Source organism: Mycobacterium sp. SMC-2, from assembly GCF_025263485.1.
Lineage (GTDB): Bacteria > Actinomycetota > Actinomycetes > Mycobacteriales > Mycobacteriaceae > Mycobacterium.
This window is the reverse complement of sequence record NZ_CP079863.1, coordinates 873,308-891,464: the sequence shown is the minus strand read 5'-3', so window position 1 is coordinate 891,464 and position 18,157 is coordinate 873,308. Positions and strand designations below refer to the sequence as shown.

General features: G+C 67.3%; 13 protein-coding genes and 1 riboswitch. Of the genes, 5 read left to right on the top strand and 8 right to left on the bottom strand.

Going from position 1 to position 18,157, the window contains the following annotated elements:
- Nucleotides 1–66 precede the first annotated feature (66 nt).
- Nucleotides 67–480, top strand: coding sequence for a TIGR03668 family PPOX class F420-dependent oxidoreductase (locus KXD96_RS04210; protein WP_260743113.1), 414 nt, complete (start codon nt 67–69; stop codon nt 478–480).
- Between the two features lie 141 nt (nt 481–621).
- Nucleotides 622–2,781 carry an elongation factor G-like protein EF-G2 gene (locus KXD96_RS04205; RefSeq protein WP_260743112.1) on the top strand — a complete coding sequence of 720 codons (2,160 nt, stop codon included), beginning with the start codon at nt 622–624 and terminating at the stop codon, nt 2,779–2,781.
- Nucleotides 2,782–2,785: 4 nt separating this feature from the next.
- Here the strand turns inward: KXD96_RS04205 and KXD96_RS04200 are convergent, their stop codons facing one another.
- Together KXD96_RS04200 and KXD96_RS04195 are read right to left on the bottom strand one after the other, a co-directional pair.
- Nucleotides 2,786–4,351 (bottom strand): FadD7 family fatty acid--CoA ligase, encoded by a 1,566-nt coding sequence (locus tag KXD96_RS04200; protein WP_260743110.1) that lies wholly within the window; start codon nt 4,349–4,351, stop codon nt 2,786–2,788.
- Between the two features lie 198 nt (nt 4,352–4,549).
- Complete coding sequence (locus tag KXD96_RS04195) at nt 4,550–6,034, bottom strand: PPE domain-containing protein (RefSeq protein ID WP_260743109.1); 1,485 nt, start codon at nt 6,032–6,034, stop codon at nt 4,550–4,552.
- A 290-nt stretch (nt 6,035–6,324) separates the two neighbouring features.
- Here KXD96_RS04195 and oxc point away from each other — a divergent pair, with 290 nt between their 5' ends.
- Nucleotides 6,325–8,067 (top strand): oxalyl-CoA decarboxylase, encoded by a 1,743-nt coding sequence (oxc, locus tag KXD96_RS04190; protein WP_260743107.1) that lies wholly within the window; start codon nt 6,325–6,327, stop codon nt 8,065–8,067.
- Here oxc and KXD96_RS04185 read toward each other — a convergent pair.
- On the bottom strand, nt 8,051–8,983 hold the full coding sequence (locus KXD96_RS04185) for a LysR family transcriptional regulator (protein ID WP_260745202.1): 933 nt from the start codon (nt 8,981–8,983) through the stop codon (nt 8,051–8,053). The genes oxc and KXD96_RS04185 overlap by 17 nt on opposite strands.
- A 260-nt stretch (nt 8,984–9,243) precedes the next feature.
- On the opposite strand from KXD96_RS04185, the gene KXD96_RS04180 reads away from it, so the two are divergent.
- Nucleotides 9,244–9,999, top strand: coding sequence for a L,D-transpeptidase family protein (locus tag KXD96_RS04180; RefSeq protein WP_260743106.1), 756 nt, complete (start codon nt 9,244–9,246; stop codon nt 9,997–9,999).
- A 121-nt stretch (nt 10,000–10,120) separates the two neighbouring features.
- On the opposite strand, the gene KXD96_RS04175 is transcribed toward KXD96_RS04180, so the two are convergent.
- Nucleotides 10,121–10,324, bottom strand: coding sequence for a hypothetical protein (locus KXD96_RS04175; protein ID WP_260745596.1), 204 nt, complete (start codon nt 10,322–10,324; stop codon nt 10,121–10,123).
- Between the two features lie 272 nt (nt 10,325–10,596).
- Nucleotides 10,597–10,771: riboswitch (M-box (ykoK) riboswitch) on the bottom strand.
- A gap of 123 nt (nt 10,772–10,894) precedes the next feature.
- Here KXD96_RS04175 and KXD96_RS04170 point away from each other — a divergent pair.
- The gene (locus KXD96_RS04170; RefSeq protein ID WP_260743105.1) at nt 10,895–11,554 is read left to right on the top strand and encodes an O-methyltransferase; all 660 of its coding nucleotides are present in this window, start codon (nt 10,895–10,897) and stop codon (nt 11,552–11,554) included.
- Here the strand turns inward: KXD96_RS04170 and KXD96_RS04165 are convergent.
- The 4 genes from KXD96_RS04165 to KXD96_RS04150 form a co-directional block, all read right to left on the bottom strand.
- A complete protein-coding gene (locus tag KXD96_RS04165) occupies nt 11,551–13,554 on the bottom strand; it encodes an acyltransferase family protein (RefSeq protein ID WP_260743102.1) in 2,004 nt (667 codons plus the stop codon). The two genes, KXD96_RS04170 and KXD96_RS04165, sit on opposite strands and share 4 nt — an antisense overlap.
- 235 nt (nt 13,555–13,789) lie before the next feature.
- Nucleotides 13,790–15,226 (bottom strand): aldehyde dehydrogenase family protein, encoded by a 1,437-nt coding sequence (locus KXD96_RS04160; RefSeq protein ID WP_260743100.1) that lies wholly within the window; start codon nt 15,224–15,226, stop codon nt 13,790–13,792.
- Between the two features lie 15 nt (nt 15,227–15,241).
- Complete coding sequence (locus KXD96_RS04155) at nt 15,242–16,948, bottom strand: thiamine pyrophosphate-binding protein (RefSeq protein ID WP_260743099.1); 1,707 nt, start codon at nt 16,946–16,948, stop codon at nt 15,242–15,244.
- Between the two features lie 2 nt (nt 16,949–16,950).
- Nucleotides 16,951–18,144, bottom strand: coding sequence for a CaiB/BaiF CoA-transferase family protein (locus KXD96_RS04150; RefSeq protein ID WP_260745201.1), 1,194 nt, complete (start codon nt 18,142–18,144; stop codon nt 16,951–16,953).
- Nucleotides 18,145–18,157 lie beyond the last annotated feature (13 nt).

The window sequence follows — 18,157 nt, the reverse complement described above, 5'->3', positions numbered from 1 at the left end:
ATAACCGTAATGCAGGTAGCTATTCATGGCAGTGGCAAGGTTCCGTTCGGCGCCTAGGCTGACACGGTGGGTGAATTCGACCCCAGGGCCAGGCTGACCCGATCCCAGGTGGCCCGACTGGCCACGATCACGCCCGACGGTCTCCCCCACCTGGTGCCGGTGGTATTCGCGGTCGCTCAGGATTCCGACGTGGTGTACACAGCCGTGGACGCGAAACCTAAGACGACGCGGCGGCTGCGGCGGCTGGCGAACATCGAACGGAACCCCCACGTTAGCCTGCTCGTCGACCATTACGCCGAAGATTGGACCCGGTTGTGGTGGGTGCGGGTCGACGGTGCGGCCACCATCCATACCGACGGGGCGGCGATGGATTGTGGACACCGGCTTCTGCGCGCGAAATACCCTCAGTACCAATCCGTTCCGCTGAACGGGCCGGTGATCGCGATCGCGGTGCGCCGCTGGTCGAGCTGGCACGCCTGACGGGGGCGCGCTATTCGCCGCCCCGTGGCCTTGTGTTGGGCCGCGGTTGGGGGAAAAGTTGCTTGTGCATCCTGTGAGCTAGGGCGCACCGCACTGGGCGCACCGCTGGCAGGCGCGACCAGGGAGAACTGGAGGAACGTCATGGCGGACAAGGCGAATGCACCGCAGGGCGCGGCGGCCGCTCCCACCGCGAAGGGTCCCGGCGATGTGCGCAACATCGTCCTGGTGGGCCCCTCGGGCGGCGGCAAGACCACCCTGGTCGAGGCGCTGTTGGTCGCCGGCGGGGTGCTGACCAGAGCCGGCTCCGTCACCGACGGCAGCACCGTCTGCGACTACGAGGAGGCTGAGATCCGCCAACAGCGGTCCGTCGGCCTCGCCGTGGCCTCGCTGGCGCACGACGGCATCAAGATCAACCTGATCGACACGCCCGGCTATGCCGATTTCGTCGGCGAGTTGCGGGCCGGGTTGCGCGCCGCGGATTGCGCGCTGTTCGTGATCGCTGCCAACGAGGGCGTCGACGAACCCACCAAATTGCTGTGGCAGGAATGCGACCAGGTCGGCATGCCGCGCGCGGTGGTGATCACCAAGCTCGACCATACCCGGGCCAACTACTTCGAGGCGCTGACCGCCGCGCAGAATGCGTTCGGCGACAAGGTGTTACCGCTCTACCTGCCGACCGGCCTGCCGTCGTGCGACGGCCTGATCGGGTTGCTGTCGCAGACGCGCTACCGCTACTCCGACGGCAAGCGGACCATGCAGCCGCCCGATCCCTCCGACGCCGGCCGGGTCGAGGAGTCGCGCGGGACCCTGATCGAGGGCATCATCGAGGAATCCGAGGACGAGTCGCTGATGGATCGCTACCTCGGCGGCGAGGCCATCGATGAAGCGGTGCTCATCGAAGACCTGGAGCGGGCCGTCGCCCGGGGGTCGTTCTTCCCGGTGATCCCGGTATGCAGCAGCACCGGCGTCGGCACCCTGGAATTGCTGGAGGTCGCCACGCGCGGATTTCCGTCGCCGATGGAACACCCACTCCCGGAGGTGTTTACGCCGCAGGGCGCTCCGCACGCGACGCTGACCTGCGACCCGAACGCGCCACTGCTCGCCGAGGTGGTGAAGACGACGTCGGACCCCTACGTCGGCAGGCTGAGCCTGGTCCGGGTGTTCTCCGGGACCATCAGGCCCGACACGACGGTTCATGTGTCGGGCCATTTTGCGTCGTTCTTCGGCGCGGTCAACGGGAACGGCAACACCCATCCCGACCACGACGAGGACGAACGCGTCGGAGTCCTGTCCTTCCCGCTGGGTAAGCAGCAGCGCCCCGCGGCCTCCGTGGTGGCGGGCGACATCTGCGCGATCGGCAAGCTGAGCCGGGCCGAGACCGGCGACACCCTCTCGGACAAGGCCGAGCCCCTGGTTCTCAAGCCCTGGACCATGCCGGAGCCGCTGTTGCCGGTGGCCATTCAGGCGCATGCCAAGACCGACGAAGACAAATTGTCGGTCGGGCTGGGGCGGCTGGCCGCCGAGGACCCGACGCTGCGGATCGAGCAGAATCAGGAAACGCACCAGATCGTGCTGTGGTGCATGGGTGAGGCCCACGCCGGCGTCGTCCTCGATGCGCTGGCCAACCGGTACGGCGTCACCGTGGACACGGTCGAACTCCGCGTCCCGCTGCGAGAAACCTTCAGCGGCAAAGCAAAAGGGCACGGCCGCCACATCAAGCAGTCGGGCGGGCATGGCCAGTACGCGGTCTGCGACATCGAAGTGGAGCCGCTGCCGGAGGGCTCCGGATTCGAGTTCCTCGACAAGGTGGTCGGCGGGGCGGTGCCGCGGCAATTCATCCCGAGCGTGGAGAAGGGTGTGCGCGCTCAGATGGAAAAGGGCGTGCACGCCGGTTACCCCGTCGTCGACATCCGGGTGACCCTGCTCGACGGCAAGGCCCACAGCGTGGACTCGTCGGACTTCGCGTTCCAGGCGGCGGGCGCCCTGGCGCTGCGCGAGGCGGCCGGCGCGACGAAGGTGAGCCTGCTCGAACCCATCGACGAAATCTCGGTGCTGGTACCCGACCACTTCGTCGGTGCGGTGATGGGCGACCTGTCGGGTCGGCGCGGCCGGGTGCTCGGCACCGACACCGTGGGCAACGAGCGCACGCTGGTCAAAGCCGAGGTGCCCCAGGTGGAGTTGACGCGCTACGCGATCGACTTGCGTTCACTCGCTCACGGGGCCGCGTCGTTCACCCGCACCTTCGCCCGCTATGAACCGATGCCGGAATCCGCGGCCACCCGGGTGAAGGCCACCGTCTGATCGGTCACGCCCCACCACCGAACTGCTCGGCGACGGCGCGGCGGTCCAGCGAGCCCTTCGCGGTGTGCGGTAGCTTCGCCGCCTGCTGGAAGCTGGCCGGCACCTCGAAGGGGGCCAGCCGGTCGCGGCCGAACGCCGCGAGTTGGTCCGCGGTCGGTGCCGCGGATCCCCGGGGAACGATCACCGCGGCCACCGTCTCGCCGTACAGCTTGTCGGGCACCCCGAAGACGGCCACCTCCAGCACGTCGGGATGGCTGCCCAGCACGCCCTCCACGCGTTCCGGGGAGATCTTCTCCCCGCCCCGGTTGATGAGTTCCTTGATCCGGCCGCGGATGATCAGTTCGCCGGCCGCGGACAACGTTCCCAGGTCACCGGTGCGCAGCCAGCCGTCGGTGAAATTGGCGGCGGTGATCGCAGGGTCGCCGAGGTAGCCGCGCACCACGGTGGGGCCGTGCAGCCACACCTCGCCGACCCCTCCCGCGGGCACGGGCCGGCCGTCGGACCCCACGATCCGGATCTCGGGTCCCGTCGAGCGGCCCACGAGACCCGCCGTCGCAGCGGGGTTTTCGGTGTTGCCGATCTCGGTCGTCGCCACCTGGTGGGTTGCTTCGGTCATGCCGAAGGCGCACACCACCGGGGCCGAGAAGGTGTCCTGCAGTTCCTGGGCCGTTTCGGCGGTGAGGGGGGCGCTGCAACTGCGGATGAACCGCAACGCGGCGCGGCCCGGTCGGTCGGTTCTGGCCCGCTCCAGGAGGATCTGATGAATCGTCGGCACCGCCGTGTACCAGGTGGCGCGGACGGCGGCGATGTCGTCCCAGAAGGTGTGTGCCGAGAACCGTCCGCGCGCCGGCAGCAACACCGCGCCGCCGGACACCAGGGTTGCCAGCAGCGCGGCCAGCAGGCCGTGACCGTGGTAGAGCGGCATCACCGCCACCGTGGCGTCCCCGGGGCCAAGAGCGTATCCGGCGATGATGGCCCGCACCGAGGCGGCGATGTTGGCGCGCGTCCACGGCACCATCTTCGGCACCCCGGTGGTGCCGCCGGTGAACATGATCATGGCGTCGTCGTCGCGCAAACCCTCCGGTGTCGAAAAGCGTTGCGCCGGTGCCGCGGTCGCGTCGAGCACGACCGTCGGGGCGTCGCCGATGCTCACCGCCAGGGGCCACCACGGAAAGTCCGCTTGGCCGTCAGGTGCGTCACCGTCGACGAGCACCGCTCGGGCCCCCACGGCCTCGCCGCGGGCGCGTTGCTCGCCGATCGGTAGGGCGGGATCCAGCGGGACCGCCACCAGGTCGGCTCGCGAGGCCGCCAGCAGCCCGACGACGAATTCCGCATTGCTTCCGGAGCGCAGCGCGACGCGATCGCCCGCCTGCAGCCCGCCCCGCTGGAACTGCCCGGCGAGGTCGTCCACCAGCCGGAGCAGCTCCCGGTAGCTGACCGGTATCCGATCCGGGCCGGCGACAAGGGCGGGCGCATCCGGTGACCGGCCCGCCGCCTCCTGGACCAGATCGGCGATGCGCGGGCCCGCGGTCTCCGTGACATCGGCGCCGATGATCGCCTCAGAACCCATCGCCGCGTTCCTTCCGGTTGGACTGGGTAGAGCACCCGTGCGTTCCATGCCTTGCTAACACCTCACGTTCCTCTGAGACAAATGAACTAAGAGCACCGTCGCCCTGACCGAATCCAGGCAAACCAACCGGTGACCAAGGGGATCGATGCAAACGAGGGGCCGATCTACGACTATGTCCACGGCCGGTGGCTTCATTCCCTACTTGTCGCGTGAGCTGTTCTGACGGCGCTGACCGATGATTCCCTCCGTCCAGGCCCGCCGCTCGGTATAGAGCGCCTGCTCGTCGGATTGCACGCGCTTGCCCTTGCCGTTTTCGTCACGGCCGCCGGGGCCCATGGGGGCCATGCCACCCATGCCGCCACCCATGCCGCCGCCCGCGCCCGGAAGTCCGCGGCCCAGGCCCGCCGCCGCGGCGCCCGGTCCCGCACCGGAGGGTCCTGACGCCCCGTCGGAGACCGCCCAGGGCTGCAACGGCGCCGAAGGGGCGCCCCCGCCAATTCCGCCGCCTCCCAACGACGCCGCTTTGACGCCCGACCCGGTCGAGGGGCGCAGCGCGGTCGCGGCGGATGACTTGCCTGCCATGGCATCGGCCGGCGTCTGGGGCGCCGTCGGCATCGTCGGCATCGAGGGCGTCGTCGGCATCCCGGCCTCAGGCGCCATGGGCATGTCGCTCGGGTCGAGAAGGCCGTCGTCCCAGGGCAGCCCATCAGTGGGTAAACCGCGATCACCGTCGCTATTGCCCGGTACGACTGCGGCGGCGGTCGGGAACATACTCGGGTTCAGCGGCACTAATGAGGTGTTGGTGGAGTACAACTTCAGGGCACCCTCCGACTGCACCTGCATTTTTGCGTACCAGTTGATCGCCGTGTCCACCCAATCTTGCAGATTCAACCGCACGGCGTCCGCGTACCAGGTGTCGCAAGTCGATACATCCACGGGACCGGGGTGTTCTTCCGGGTTGAGATAATTTCCGTTCTCATCCCTCGCGGCCAATCCGGTGGGAGCCCGAAGCTGTTTCTGGGCGTCGACGATTTGCATCGCCTGGTCTCTGAGCGTGCAGCACAAATTCACCATCGAAAGTATCCACTGCCGATGCAGTTCGAAGTTTTGCTCGACGGCCGTCCTCGCGTCCCCCTCCCACGAGTTGAACGGGCGGAACCGGTAGGTCACTCGTTGGAGCGCTCGCTGGAAAGCGTCCCAGTCGTGGGCAAACTCCTGGCACGCCGCGCCCTGGTCGCCGGCTTCGATATCCATTGTGGCCCGCCTGACCTCGTAGTACTGGTCATCGAAGGGCGCTGGCGGCGGCACCGGCGGGGGCGCTGTCCACGCCGCATGCTGGTCGAAGTCACCGTCGGCCGCAAGTCCGGCGCCCCCGCGGATCGAAGCCTGCGCCGAAACTTCGTCGTGCATGGAATCGGCGGCTCCCTCGTCCACCTCTCGATAGGCTTTGGCCGCATTCCGCAGGGATTTCGCGAGCCTCTTCCATTCCCGCTGGCAGCCCGTCAGGTACAGCCGGATCGAGTCGGCGGACAGCGCGAGTTGTGCGGCAGCACTATTGGCATATGAAAGGGCGCATGGCGCCGGCGGATTGGTGGAGGGGATAGCGGGGAGCGGTTGTTCCATTTCGTCGGCCCGGGCCATCAGTTCGTCGTATTCCACGCTGAGCGTCTGCGGTCGTGTCATATCGGATCGTCTCCTCTAGGAGGTTGTTGCAGATCGGTGCTGGGCTTCTTCGCCGCTCACGAATGACTATTCGGCCGCTGCGTGATGCCCGTCCAATACCGATCAGCTCACGATCGATAAGCGATGACTATTGACACGGCCATAACCGCGCGAAGCCAGCGGCGATAGGCGGCGTCAATCACGAGATAGCGGCCTACTCTTGGACACCGGCGGGCACTGGCGACAGAGTGAAGGCTGAGGTCGCTCAGCCGGCCGAGCGGCCGACCACACGGACACGAGGAATCGCCACCATGGCAAAAGTTTCGGCATCTCCCCGGCAAGCGCAAGAGTCCACGGGTTTGATCGACGGCTTCCATCTGGTGGTGGACGCGCTCATGGCCAACGACGTCGACACTATCTACGGGATCGTCGGCATCCCGATCACCGACTTCGCCCGTGTCGCGCAGGCGTCGGGCATCCGCTACTTCGGCTTTCGTCAGGAAGCGTCCGCGGGCAACGCCGCGGCCGCCGCCGGCTTTCTCACCCGCCGCCCAGGCGTCTGCCTGACCACCTCCGGGCCCGGCTTCCTCAACGCGCTGCCGGCGCTGGCCAACGCCACCACGAACTGCTTTCCGATGATTCAGATCTCCGGTTCGAGCAACCGCGCGATGGTGGACTTACAGCGCGGTGACTACCAAGACATCGATCAGCTCAACGCCGCAAGGCCGTTCGCCAAGGCGGCCTATCGCATTGGTCGGGTCGAGGACATCGGGCGTGGCGTGGCGCGCGCCATTCGCACGGCGGTCTCCGGCCGTCCCGGCGGCGTCTATCTCGACATCCCTGGTGAGGTGTTGGGGCAGGCCTTGGACGCCGCCGCCGCGGCGGACACGATCTGGCGGATCGTCGACCCAGCACCCCGGCAGCTGCCAGTGCCGGACGCGGTCGATCGCGCGCTGCGGGTGCTGGCGCAAGCGCAGCGACCGTTGATCGTGCTCGGCAAGGGCGCGGCATACGCTAAGGCCGACAACGAGATTCGGGAGTTCGTCGAGGCCAGCGGAATTCCCTTCCTGCCGATGTCGATGGCCAAGGGGCTGCTGCCGGACTCCCACCCGCAATCCGCGGCCGCCGCGCGCTCGCTCGCGATCGCGCGCGCCGACGCGGTGTTGTTGGTCGGCGCGCGGCTGAACTGGCTACTCGGCCACGGTGATTCACCGCAGTGGTCGGCCGACGCCAAATTCGTGCAGGTCGATATCGCGCCGTCGGAATTCGACAGCAATCAGCCGATCGTGGCGCCACTGGTCGGCGACATCGGCTCGGTGATGTCTGCGTTGCGCGACGGCGTGGAAGCGCACCCGATCACCGTGCCGGCCGAGTGGACCAAGGAGCTGGCCGACCGCACCGCCCGCAACGACGCAAAGATGCGCGAGCGGCTGGCCGAAGACGCCCACCCCATGCGCTTTTACAACGCGCTGGGCGCGATTCGCGCCGTGTTGCAGGAGAATCCGGACGTTTATGTGGTCAACGAGGGAGCCAACGCGCTGGACCTGGCCCGCAACGTCATCGGCATGGAGTTGCCGCGGCACCGGCTCGACACGGGCACCTGGGGCGTCATGGGCATCGGTATGGGCTACGCCATCGCCGCCGCCGTCGAGACCGGGCAGCCCGTGGTGGCGATCGAGGGCGACAGCGCATTCGGATTCAGCGGCATGGAAATGGAGACCATCTGCCGCTACCGGCTTCCGGTGACCGTCGTCATTCTCAACAACGGCGGCGTCTACCGCGGAGACGAAGCACCGAGCGGGTCTGACCCGGCCCCCACCGTCCTGAACGCGCACGCACACCACGAGCTGATCGCGGAAGCCTTCGGCGGCAAGGGATATCACGTCACCACGCCAGCCGAGCTGCGATCGGCGCTGGCCGAGGCGATCGCCTCCCGGAGACCGTCGATCATCGATTGCGAGCTCGACCCGTCGGCGGGAGTCGAAAGCGGGCATCTGGCCAGTCTGAATCCGACCAGCGCGGCCAAGCCGGCAAAGGTCAGCTCCGCTGGGTGATTCGGGAGAGCTGCGCGTCGAAGAACTCGTTCAGCGACAGCTCCGCGGCGGATGCGGCGAATGCGCGGGCGATCGGCGAGCCAGGTCCGGCAGAGTTGATGGCGAGGGCGATGTCGGCTGTGACCACCGGGTCGACCATCTCCACCGCACGAACCGCCGGGCCCAGCGGCGACGTCCACAACCAGGTGTGCGGTACGATGCACGCCCAATTTCCGGTGGCGACTTTCGCGAATAGCGAAGCGACGGAATCGGTTTCGACCTGTGGACTGACAACGATGGCATGGCCGGTGAATGCCTTGTCGATGATCTGACGGTCCCGCATGTCGTCGGTGAGCAGTGCCAGCGGCAACTGCGCGGCCTCGGGCCATGTCATCGTCGACACACCGGACGGCAGCATGTCCGCCGGCGAGAGCAGCACGTAGCGCTCCTCGTAGAGCGGCACCAGCTGCACTTCGTGGGCGTCGTCGGGCGCCGCCTGAAGAATGGCAGCGTCCAGTTCGAATTCACGCAGCCGCCGGTATAACTCAGTGGCCGCCAGCCGAGAACGTATGTGCACCTTCGCCAATGGATGCCTACTACAAAACGCCGAAAGCACCAGAGAAGCCGTGGTCGAGGCAGACGGTACGGTACCCAGCCGGAGCGTCCCGGCGATGCCCGACCTCACCGCGTGCACCTCGGCCTTGAAGGCGTCGTGCTCGGCGAGAATCCGCCTGGCCCACACCACCAGTCGCTCGCCTTCCGGCGTCAGGCCCTCGAAGCTGTGCCCGCGATTGATCAGCGTGACGTTCAGTTCCCGCTCCAGCTTGGCGATCGCGGCGGACAGTGCGGGCTGGGACACAAAGCACTTCTCAGCCGCCCGGGCGAAATGGCGCTCCTGAGCAACCGCGACGAAGTACTCCAGTTGTCGGAAGAGCACCCGCACCTCCACGACCTAAAGGAGTTTTGCTGAGGCTAACGTGTCGCCCCGCCCTAGCCAACCCAGTGAGCCGATGCGCCGTGGCCGAATTGCGCGCGCGTTGCCAAAGTGGCTGTGCCGCCACGGGACCGCCCCGGAGACGGCGGTTAGCGCCCAGGCCCGGCGGGATTGGGTGCGCGAATGTTTGCTGAAAGTGGCACCGAGGGAACACCCGGTAGAATACAGTCGTGTCAATCGCACCATCTCGAAGGGCGGACGCTATGCGTCGAGGTGTTCGTTATCTGTTTGTTATGGTCGCGATCACAGCGATTGGCCTGGTCGGATCGGCCGGCCGCAGTCAAGCATCGGTCCCGCTACCGCAACCCGCTCCGGTCGTTGCCTCGATTTTGCCGGCCGACGGGGCGGTGGTGGGTGTGGCGCACCCGGTCGTGGTGACGTTCACCGCACCGGTCGCCGATCGGGCCGCCGCCGAGCGGTCCATCCATGTCGCGTCGCCGAGCAACACGCCCGGACACTTCGAATGGGTCGACGACAACGTCGTGCAATGGGTGCCGAACCGGTACTGGCCCGCACACACCCACGTCTCGGTCGGCATTCAGGCCCTGACGACGGGATTTGACACCGGAGACGCGCTGCTCGGCGTCGCCAGCATCTCCGGGCACACCTTCACCGTCAGCCGAAACGGTGAAGTGCTGCGCACCATGCCCGCCTCGCTGGGCAAGCCCAGCCGGCCCACCCCGATCGGCAACTTCACCGCCCTGGAGAAGCAGCGCACCGTGGTCATGGACTCGAGGACCATCGGCATCCCGCTCAGTTCGCCGGACGGATACAAGATCACCGCCCAGTACGCCGTCCGCGTCACCTGGAGCGGCGTCTACGTGCACTCGGCACCGTGGTCGGTCGACTCCCAGGGCTACGCCAACGTGAGTCATGGCTGCATCAACCTCAGCCCCGACAACGCCGCCTGGTACTTCAATCAGGTGACCGTGGGCGATCCCATACAGGTCGTCGCCTGACGCGTTCGGCACGGCACCCCCTCGGTAAACGGTTTTGCCACCGAATGATTCACAGTGAGGCTGCCGGGCCGACGCGCCTCAAACGAGACGGCGGTCATGGTGTGCTCAGGCCGTCACCGGTTTAACTGCGGGTCGAGGGGTGCCCACCCAATGAGGCCGTGACCACCGCAATCGGCATCCGCGACACGTACAGGTTGGCCCGCTCCTGGGGAGTCAGGGCGGTCCGCGCGTGCAGCTTGCCGGCCAACAGCCGCGCCGACCGCAGCCACGCCCGCCCGCGACCACCGGTACGACCAGTAATACGTTGCGTGACAATAAAAGCCATGATGTTCTCCTTAGGGGAGGCCCGATCGGCTCAGGTCATGCGGGAAGCAATGGCAGCTCGCGGGCGCTTCGACGCGCGCGAATTGCCGATTTGACCGCGAAAGCTCAAGCGGCAGAACGAATGCCGGAACCGGATCGGGACAAGACGGATTTCGCATAGGGACTATCGCCCGGACTCATCTCGCCCTCACCTCCTCTCGGCCACGACACACGGGGGTGTCATCACATGTCACCTGAGCGGGAGAGGAGCGAATGCCGGCGGCCGTGCCGCCGATCGCACCCCTCTCGCCGGAGCTTCGGCACTGCACGGCGTATCCGGAACTTCGTCCGGAAGCCACTTGGGCTCAACCCTTGGGTCCGGGAAGAGCTGTCCTGACCCGGGGCGTCTCTCGACGTTCGGGGTCAGTGGCCTGTGTCCGCGCAGACGCCTCACCTACCGAGGTGCTTGCGAAACCATTTCTACACCGCGGCCCAGTGCCGGTCAAACTCATTTACGTATCGATTAGGGCTGGTCGCCGCCCTCCCACCCGCGCTCGCCGGTGGCCCGCCGCCGCCGCCTACCCTCGACGGCATGGCCAACACTCTGCAAGATCCTAAGGTCGCGACCGTGCTCGACCGCATGTATGCCGAAGCGAAAAACCAGATGTCGTCGTTGCGGCAGCGGCTCGGCGATTTCGACCGGCCGATGACCGCGCAGGAGCGCGCCGACGCGATGAGCGAGTTCTACATCCCGGTCACGCCCGAAGCCGGCCGGCTGCTGTACGCCCTGGTGCGCGCGACCCGGCCGGCGACGGTGGTCGAGTTCGGGATGTCGTTCGGCATCTCCGCCATCCATCTGGCGTCGGCCGTGCGCGACAATGGCGCCGGCCGGGTGGTGACGACCGAGCTCAACGGCACCAAGATCGCCGCGGCGCGGCAGACGTTCACCCAGACCGGCCTGGACGACGCGATCACCATCCTCGAAGGAGACGCGCTGGCCACGCTGGCCGGCCTCGACGGACCGGTCGACTTCGTCTTGCTGGACGGTTGGAAGGACCTGTACCTGCCGGTGATCGAGCTGCTCGAACCGCGGCTGTCGACGGGGGCGTTGGTGGTCGCCGACAACGCCGGCGCCGCGGACACCCAGCCGTATCTCGACCGGGTGCGCGATCCCGAGAACGGCTACGTGAGCTTCAACTTCGGAGTCCGGGAGAGCGACAGCATGGAAATCAGCTGCCGCACCGGGGCTTAACGCAGGGATTCCTCCAGCCACGGGGTCAACCACTTCACCCCTTCGGGGGTGAGGTGCACGCCGTCGCTGCGCACCTTGATGCCGTCCACCTTGGCGGTGTAAACCCCGTCGGGACATAGTTTTTTGTTCAGGTCCAGTATTTGCACGTTCGGGTGGTGGCTGACCGTCCTGCGCAGCATGGTGTTCCACAGGTTGACCCGGTCGGGCTGGTCCTCCGGATACAGCCGGCCGTCCGGCTTTTCGCCGCCCCTGCTGTACGGCACGGTGGCGACCACCACCCGAACTCCGGTGGAACTGACGATGTTCAGCGCCCGCTCCAGCTCGCCATTGAGGTACGCGTCGAAGGTGGGGTCGCCGATGTGGGTCCACTGACCTTCGTTGACGCGGTCGACGGTTTCCCACCGGCCGATGATCAGCAGCGCGACGTCCGGCTGGTCCTGGGCGACCTGGGTCGACCATCGGATCGGCCAGCCGTCGCATTCTGGTCTCTGCTCCAGGGTTTGACCGATATACCGATACGGCGTGCCGCGCACCAGGCTGCAGCCGATGACGGTGTGGTCGAGGAACGCGAATCCCGGGGTCGGTGGCAGGTAATGCATCCACGTCCAGCCGATCGAATCGCCGAACACGGAAACGGTGAACGGCCGGTTGGGGTCGTGGGGCGCGGCCGGGCGGCCGGCGCCCGGCGGGGACGGCGATACCGCGGCGACCGCGGAGACCCCGGGCGGCAGGCCGACCTCGCGCAGGCCGGGGCCGGTCCCCACCGGAATCACCAGCAGGGTCACCGCGGCGGCGCTGGCCACCGTCGCCGCCGCCAACGGCAACAGCGGCACCCGCGCCGGCCGCCAGCGCCGGATGGGTTGCTCGATCAGCCACCAGGACACTCCGGCCAGCGCCACCGTCGCGCCGCACCGCGCGGCGAACAGCGGCAGCCCGGTCCATCCGGTCCGTTCGCCGTTGAGCGCCAAGAAGATCGGCCAGTGCCACAGGTAGACGCCGTAGGAGATGGTGCCCAGCCACACAAGGGGCGGTGCGGCGAGGATGCGGGCGACCGCTCCGCGCTGCTCCAGGGCCACCGGCGCGATCACGACGACCGACGCGATCGCCACCCCGATGAGCAGGCCGTGGCGAAACTCGCCGCTGCCACCGGTTGCGTAATGGGTCGCCGCCGCGAGCCCCGCTAGGCCGGCAACCGGAAGGACGCGGGCGACGCGCCGTGCCCACCGGGTCCGGATCAGGCACCAGCCCCGGTTCAGTGACGGCCAGTCGCGAACCAGCAGGGCCGCCGCCGCGGCGCCGGTCAGCAGCGCCTGCGCGCGGGTATCGGTGCCGAAATACACGCGGTCGCGCGCGGTGTCGGACACCAGCACGATGGCGGCCACGGCCGAAGCCAGGCCCCCGACGGTGGCGATGACGAACGTCGCGAATCGAACACCGCCAACGGTGGCGCGGGTGCGGCGGTGCCTCGCCCGCGCGGCCAGCAGCAGCGTCACCGCGATCAGCAGCACCGGCCACACGAAGTAGTACTGCTCCTCGACCCCGAGTGACCAGGTGTGTTGCAGCGGCGAGGGCGGGGCACCCTGCGTGAAGTAGTCGGTCTTCTGGGCGACGAACCGCCAGTTCGCCATCCACAGGAACGCCGCGATCGCGTCGTCGCGCAGGCCGGTGAGGGATCGATCGGGAAGAAGTTGGCGCGCCGCGGCCACCGTGAGCACCATCAACACCAGGGCCGGCAGCAGCCGGCGGGCGCGGCGAATCCAAAAGCCGGTCAGGTCAATACGGCCGGTTCGCCCCAGCTCGTCCAGTAGCAGTGAGGTGATCAGAAACCCGCTGAGCACGAAGAACACGTCGACGCCGATGAATCCGCCGCTGACACCGGGGATGCCGCCATGCCCGACGAGCACCAGCGCGACCGCTATCGCGCGCAATCCGTCGAGTGCCGGAATCCCACTGCGCCGCTCCGGTTTATCCCAGATGGCCAGCCGACCGGCCCGGCGCACGGGAGCAACCCACCGGGGCCGCCGCGCACGACGAGCCGGCGCGGGTCTACTCCCGCCCGGCTCAGCGACCGCTGTTAGCGCGCCCTGACCATCATGTCGCCCGGCGCCATAGTTGATGCCGATACGTCGCTGCCCCTCCTGTTGATCGGAGCCAGCTTAAAGGCGGGCGCCCGGGATTCAGGGGAAGGACACGCAACGGTTTCGCTGTGCTGCGTTCGGATTTCGGCCCAGCGCGTCAGTGGGCACCCTCGTCGGGCGCGTAGCCGAGGATGCTTTTGACTTCCAGGTACTCATGGAAGCCGAACTCGCTCCATTCGCGGCCATTGCCGCTGCGTTTATAGCCGCCGAATGGCGCGTTCATGTCGAATGCATGGTTGATCGTCACCCAGCCGGCCCGGATCTTAAAGGCAATCTCACGCGCCTTGTCGAGGTCGGCCCCCGAGACGTAGCCGGCCAGGCCGTATTCGGTGTCGTTGGCGATCTCGACGGCTTGATCGATGTCGTCGTAGCCGAGGATGCACAACACGGGACCGAAGATCTCCTCGCGTGCGATGGTCATGTCATTGGTGACGTTCGCGAACACGGTCGGCTTGACGTAGTAACCCGTGTCCAGTCCCGCCGGCCGGCCCGGCCCGCCGGCCACGACGGTCGCGCCCTCGTCGATTCCCTTCTGGATCAGTCGCTGGACCTTTTCGAACTGTGCCCTCGAAGCCACCGGCCCGAGCGCCCTCTGATCGCCTGGGTTGCCCACCTTCACCTGCTCGGCGGCCTCACGCGCGACGGTGATGGCCTCGGCCATACGGGAATTCGGGACCAGCATCCGCGACGGCGCGTTACAACTCTGCCCGGAATTGGGCATCATGTTCACGACACCGGCGCTCACGCCCTCGGCAAAGCCCGCATCGTCGAGGACGATGTTGGGACTCTTGCCGCCGAGTTCCTGGGTCACCCGCTTGACCGTCGGCGCGGCATTGCGGGCCACCTCGACGCCGGCACGCGTGGAGCCGGTGAACGAAACCATGTCGATGTCGGGATGACTCGCCAGGGCCACACCCACGCCCGCGCCGTCACCGTTGACCAGGTTGTACACCCCGGCCGGCACGCCCGCGGCATCCAGGATCTCGGTGAAGATGTAGGCCGAATACGGCGCGACCTCGGATGGTTTGAGGATCATGGTGCAGCCGGTTGCCAGCGCCGGATACACCTTGACCGCGATCTGGTTGAGCGGCCAGTTCCACGGCGTGATCAGCCCGCAGACACCGATCGGTTCCCTGGCGACAAGGGTCGCCCCGTGCTGTTCGGAAAACTGAAAATTCTTCAGCACGTCGATCGCCGTCATCAGGTGACCGAGCCCAAGCTGGACCTGCGGGCCGGCGGCGAGCGAGGGTGGCGCGCCCATTTCCTCGGTGACCGCGTCGGCGAGATCTCCCGCACGCTTGCCGTATTCGGCGAGAATGGCCTGCAGCAGGTCCAGGCGCTGCTCGCGGGTGCTTTGCGACCAACCGGCGAAGGCGCGCCGGGCGGCGTTGACCGCCACGTCGACGTCGGCGGCCGAGCCCAGCGAGATCTTCCCGGAAACCTGTTCCGTGGCCGGGTTCTCGACATCAAAGGAGTTGGGCCGCAGCGGGTCAACCCAGCGGCCGTCGATGTAGAACTTCAGGTATTCGCGCATCACATCATCCTTCTCTTACTGGGTGCCTTCGGCGTACCAAGTGCGGAATTCGTCGTACTTGGGCATCTCTTCGGAATTGGCCTTCGGATCGATGCAGACGTGCACGACGGCGGTCTTGCCGCTCGCGTAGGCCCGCTGGATCGCCGGGCCGATCTCGTCCTCCTTTTCGACGTACTCGCCGTGGCAGCCAAAGCCCTCGGCGACCTTGTCGAGGCGGACGTCCTTGCTCCAGTGCACGCCGGGCTGCGGGGACGGCTGGGGGAAGGTGCGCTTGTAGACGCCCACCTCGAGGCCCCACTGGTGGTCGACGCCCACCACGCATACCAGCGGAAGGTTCAGCCGGGCAGCGGTTTCCAACTCGGCGACGTGGAACAGGAACGCCGAGTCGCTGGTCAGCAGCATCACCGGACGCTTACGGCCCTCGGCGACCGACGCTCCGACGGCGTACGGCAGGCCGGTGCCGAGATGGCCGAAGTTCTGGTTCCAGATGACGTCACGCGGTTTGGCCTGCGAGTAGGTCCATTGGAAGATGACCGTCGCGCCGCCGTCGCGGACCAAGATGCCATCCTTCGGGAAGGCTCGAGTGGCCTCGACGACGAACCGCGCCGGGTGGACCGGCGTCCGCCCCGTCGGCGCGTTCTCCGCGAGCTGCGCCAGCTCCGCGGCGTCCTCGGAGATCCAGCGGTCGAGATCGACTGATGGCTTCCTCGGACTGTCACGGAGCGCTTCCACCAGCTGGGGCACCACACCGCGAAGGTCACCGACCAGGGGGACGTCGATGGGGCGGTTGACGCCGATGGCGGCCGGATCCTGTTCGACCAGAACCCATTTGCGCTTCGCGTCGTTTTCCGCCCAGTGGCGGGTCCTGCCGTAGTGGCTCGGTTCGCCGAGCTCCGTGCCAAGCGCGACGCACAGATCGGACTTCACCACGGCCTCGACGGCCGCCGGCGAGAATCCGTAGGCGAAGGTGCGGTCCTCGAGGCCTTCGATGAACGACGTGCCGCCGGAGGTCTGGATCACGGGGCAAGCCATGAGCTCGGCCAGTTCCCGGACCGCCGCACCGGTGCGCGACGTGTGGACCCCGTGTCCGACCAACAGGATCGGGCTCTGGGCCGCCCGGATCAACTTCGCCGCTTCGGTGACCTCGCGCTCGCCCGCGGTCTGGTTGACCAGCCGGTACCGTTCGGGCGGCAGCGGGTCCGCCACGTCGAGCTCGGAGAGGATGACGTGCGACGGGTACTCGATGTAGGCCGGGCCGGGTGTGCCCGACATGGCACGGCGGATCGCCTCGTGGATGATCTCATCGGTCTGGTCGGCGTACTCGATCGAGCTGCTGTACTTGACCGACGGCGTGAAAAGGCCCTCCTGCTGGATGAATTGGATGCGTCCGCGCCGGACCCGGCGCTCGGTGATGCGGGCGCGCTGGCCCCCGAGGAAGATCACCGGTGAGTTCTCGACGAGTGCACACATCATCGCGCCGGAGATGTTGGCCACGCCGGGGCCGAGCGTGCCGATGCACAGGCCGGGCTTACCCGTCATACGCGACGCCGCCTCGGCCATGAATCCCGCGCTCAGTTCGTGATGCGGTGCGACCACCGACCACCCGCGAGCGTCGGCCTCTGCGAACATGTGCACGAAGTTCGGGTCCGGAATACCGAACAGGGTATTGACGCCCTCGGCCTCGAACAGGTCGAGGATCCTCTTATAAACAGGCACACCCATCGTCACACTTCCTTTCCTTCGCGAGCAGACGCAAAATCACCCCGCTGCACGGCGTTTCGGGGTTCTTTGCGTCTGCTCGCGCCAATTTCGGCGAGTACTTCTTCGGTGTGGGCGCCGAGCTCCGGTGCAGGCCCCGCAACTCGCCCGGGTGTCTGGGAGAACCACGTGGGTACGCCCGGGAAGCGCACCGGCCCGTGCGCGGTCTCCACCGTCTCGAACATGCCGACGGCGTTGAGATGCGGGTCGTCGAACAGCGCGGTCGGTGTGTTCAGTGGCGCGGCCGGTATCTCGAGCCGGCCGAACAGCGCGAGCCACTCCGCCGTGGACCGCTGCTTTATCGTCTCGGCCACCAGCCCGTAGACGGTGTCGATCTGGCGTGCGCGCTGTTCCAGCGTCGAATACAGCTCACTGGCCCACGGCGGCCGAACGGCCTGGATGAATGCGTTCCAGTGCTTGTCGTTGTAGATCAACGCGGCAATGTAGCCGTCGCTGGTGCGGTATGGGCGGCGGTTGGGCGCCACGGTGCGCGGATACACCGCCGGCCCCAGCGGAGGATCGAACATCGCGCCGTTGGCGTGCTCGACAAGCATGAACGAGGCCATCGTTTCGAACATGGCGATCTCGACTTCCTGCCCCTCGCCGGTGCGCTCGCGGTGAAACAACGCCATGGTCGTCGCGTACAGCGCCGTCAGGCCAGCGACTTTGTCGGCCATGATGGTGCCGACGTAATCGGCCTCGCCGGTCAACTGCTGTTGCACCGCGGGCAGGCCGCATTCGGCCTGGATCGTGTCGTCGTAGGCCGGGCGGTCGCGGTCGGGTCCGCGTCGCCCGTACCCGTAGCAATTGGTGTAGACGATCGCGGGATTGATCGCGGCCACGTCGTCGTAGCTGAAGCCGAGCTTGGCAATCGCCTTGGCGCGCATCGAGTGGATGAAGACGTCGGCGGTCTCCACGAGCGCGCGCAACGCATGGGTTCCGGCTTCGGCTTGCAGGTCGAGCACGACGCTGCGCTTGCCACGGTTGACGTTGACGAACACCCCGCTCATTCCCGGCGCCGGGCCCACCGAGATGTACCGGGTGTTATCCCCCTGTGGCGGTTCGACTTTGATCACGTCGGCGCCCATGTCGGCCATGATCTGCGTGCAGTAAGGTCCCATCACCATGGCGGTCAGATCGATCACGCGCACGCCGGCCAGCGGGCCCGTCCGG

Bases quoted from the DNA above. Each gene is read 5' to 3' on its own strand.
- KXD96_RS04205 (WP_260743112.1), top strand. From the start codon at position 622: ATGGCGGACAAGGCGAATGCACCGCAGGGCGCGGCGGCCGCTCCCACC.
- KXD96_RS04200 (WP_260743110.1), bottom strand. From the start codon at position 4,351: ATGGGTTCTGAGGCGATCATCGGCGCCGATGTCACGGAGACCGCGGGC.
- KXD96_RS04195 (WP_260743109.1), bottom strand. From the start codon at position 6,034: ATGACACGACCGCAGACGCTCAGCGTGGAATACGACGAACTGATGGCC.
- oxc (WP_260743107.1), top strand. From the start codon at position 6,325: ATGGCAAAAGTTTCGGCATCTCCCCGGCAAGCGCAAGAGTCCACGGGT.
- KXD96_RS04180 (WP_260743106.1), top strand. From the start codon at position 9,244: ATGCGTCGAGGTGTTCGTTATCTGTTTGTTATGGTCGCGATCACAGCG.
- KXD96_RS04175 (WP_260745596.1), bottom strand. From the start codon at position 10,324: ATGGCTTTTATTGTCACGCAACGTATTACTGGTCGTACCGGTGGTCGC.
- KXD96_RS04170 (WP_260743105.1), top strand. From the start codon at position 10,895: ATGGCCAACACTCTGCAAGATCCTAAGGTCGCGACCGTGCTCGACCGC.
- KXD96_RS04160 (WP_260743100.1), bottom strand. From the start codon at position 15,226: ATGCGCGAATACCTGAAGTTCTACATCGACGGCCGCTGGGTTGACCCG.
- KXD96_RS04155 (WP_260743099.1), bottom strand. From the start codon at position 16,948: ATGGGTGTGCCTGTTTATAAGAGGATCCTCGACCTGTTCGAGGCCGAG.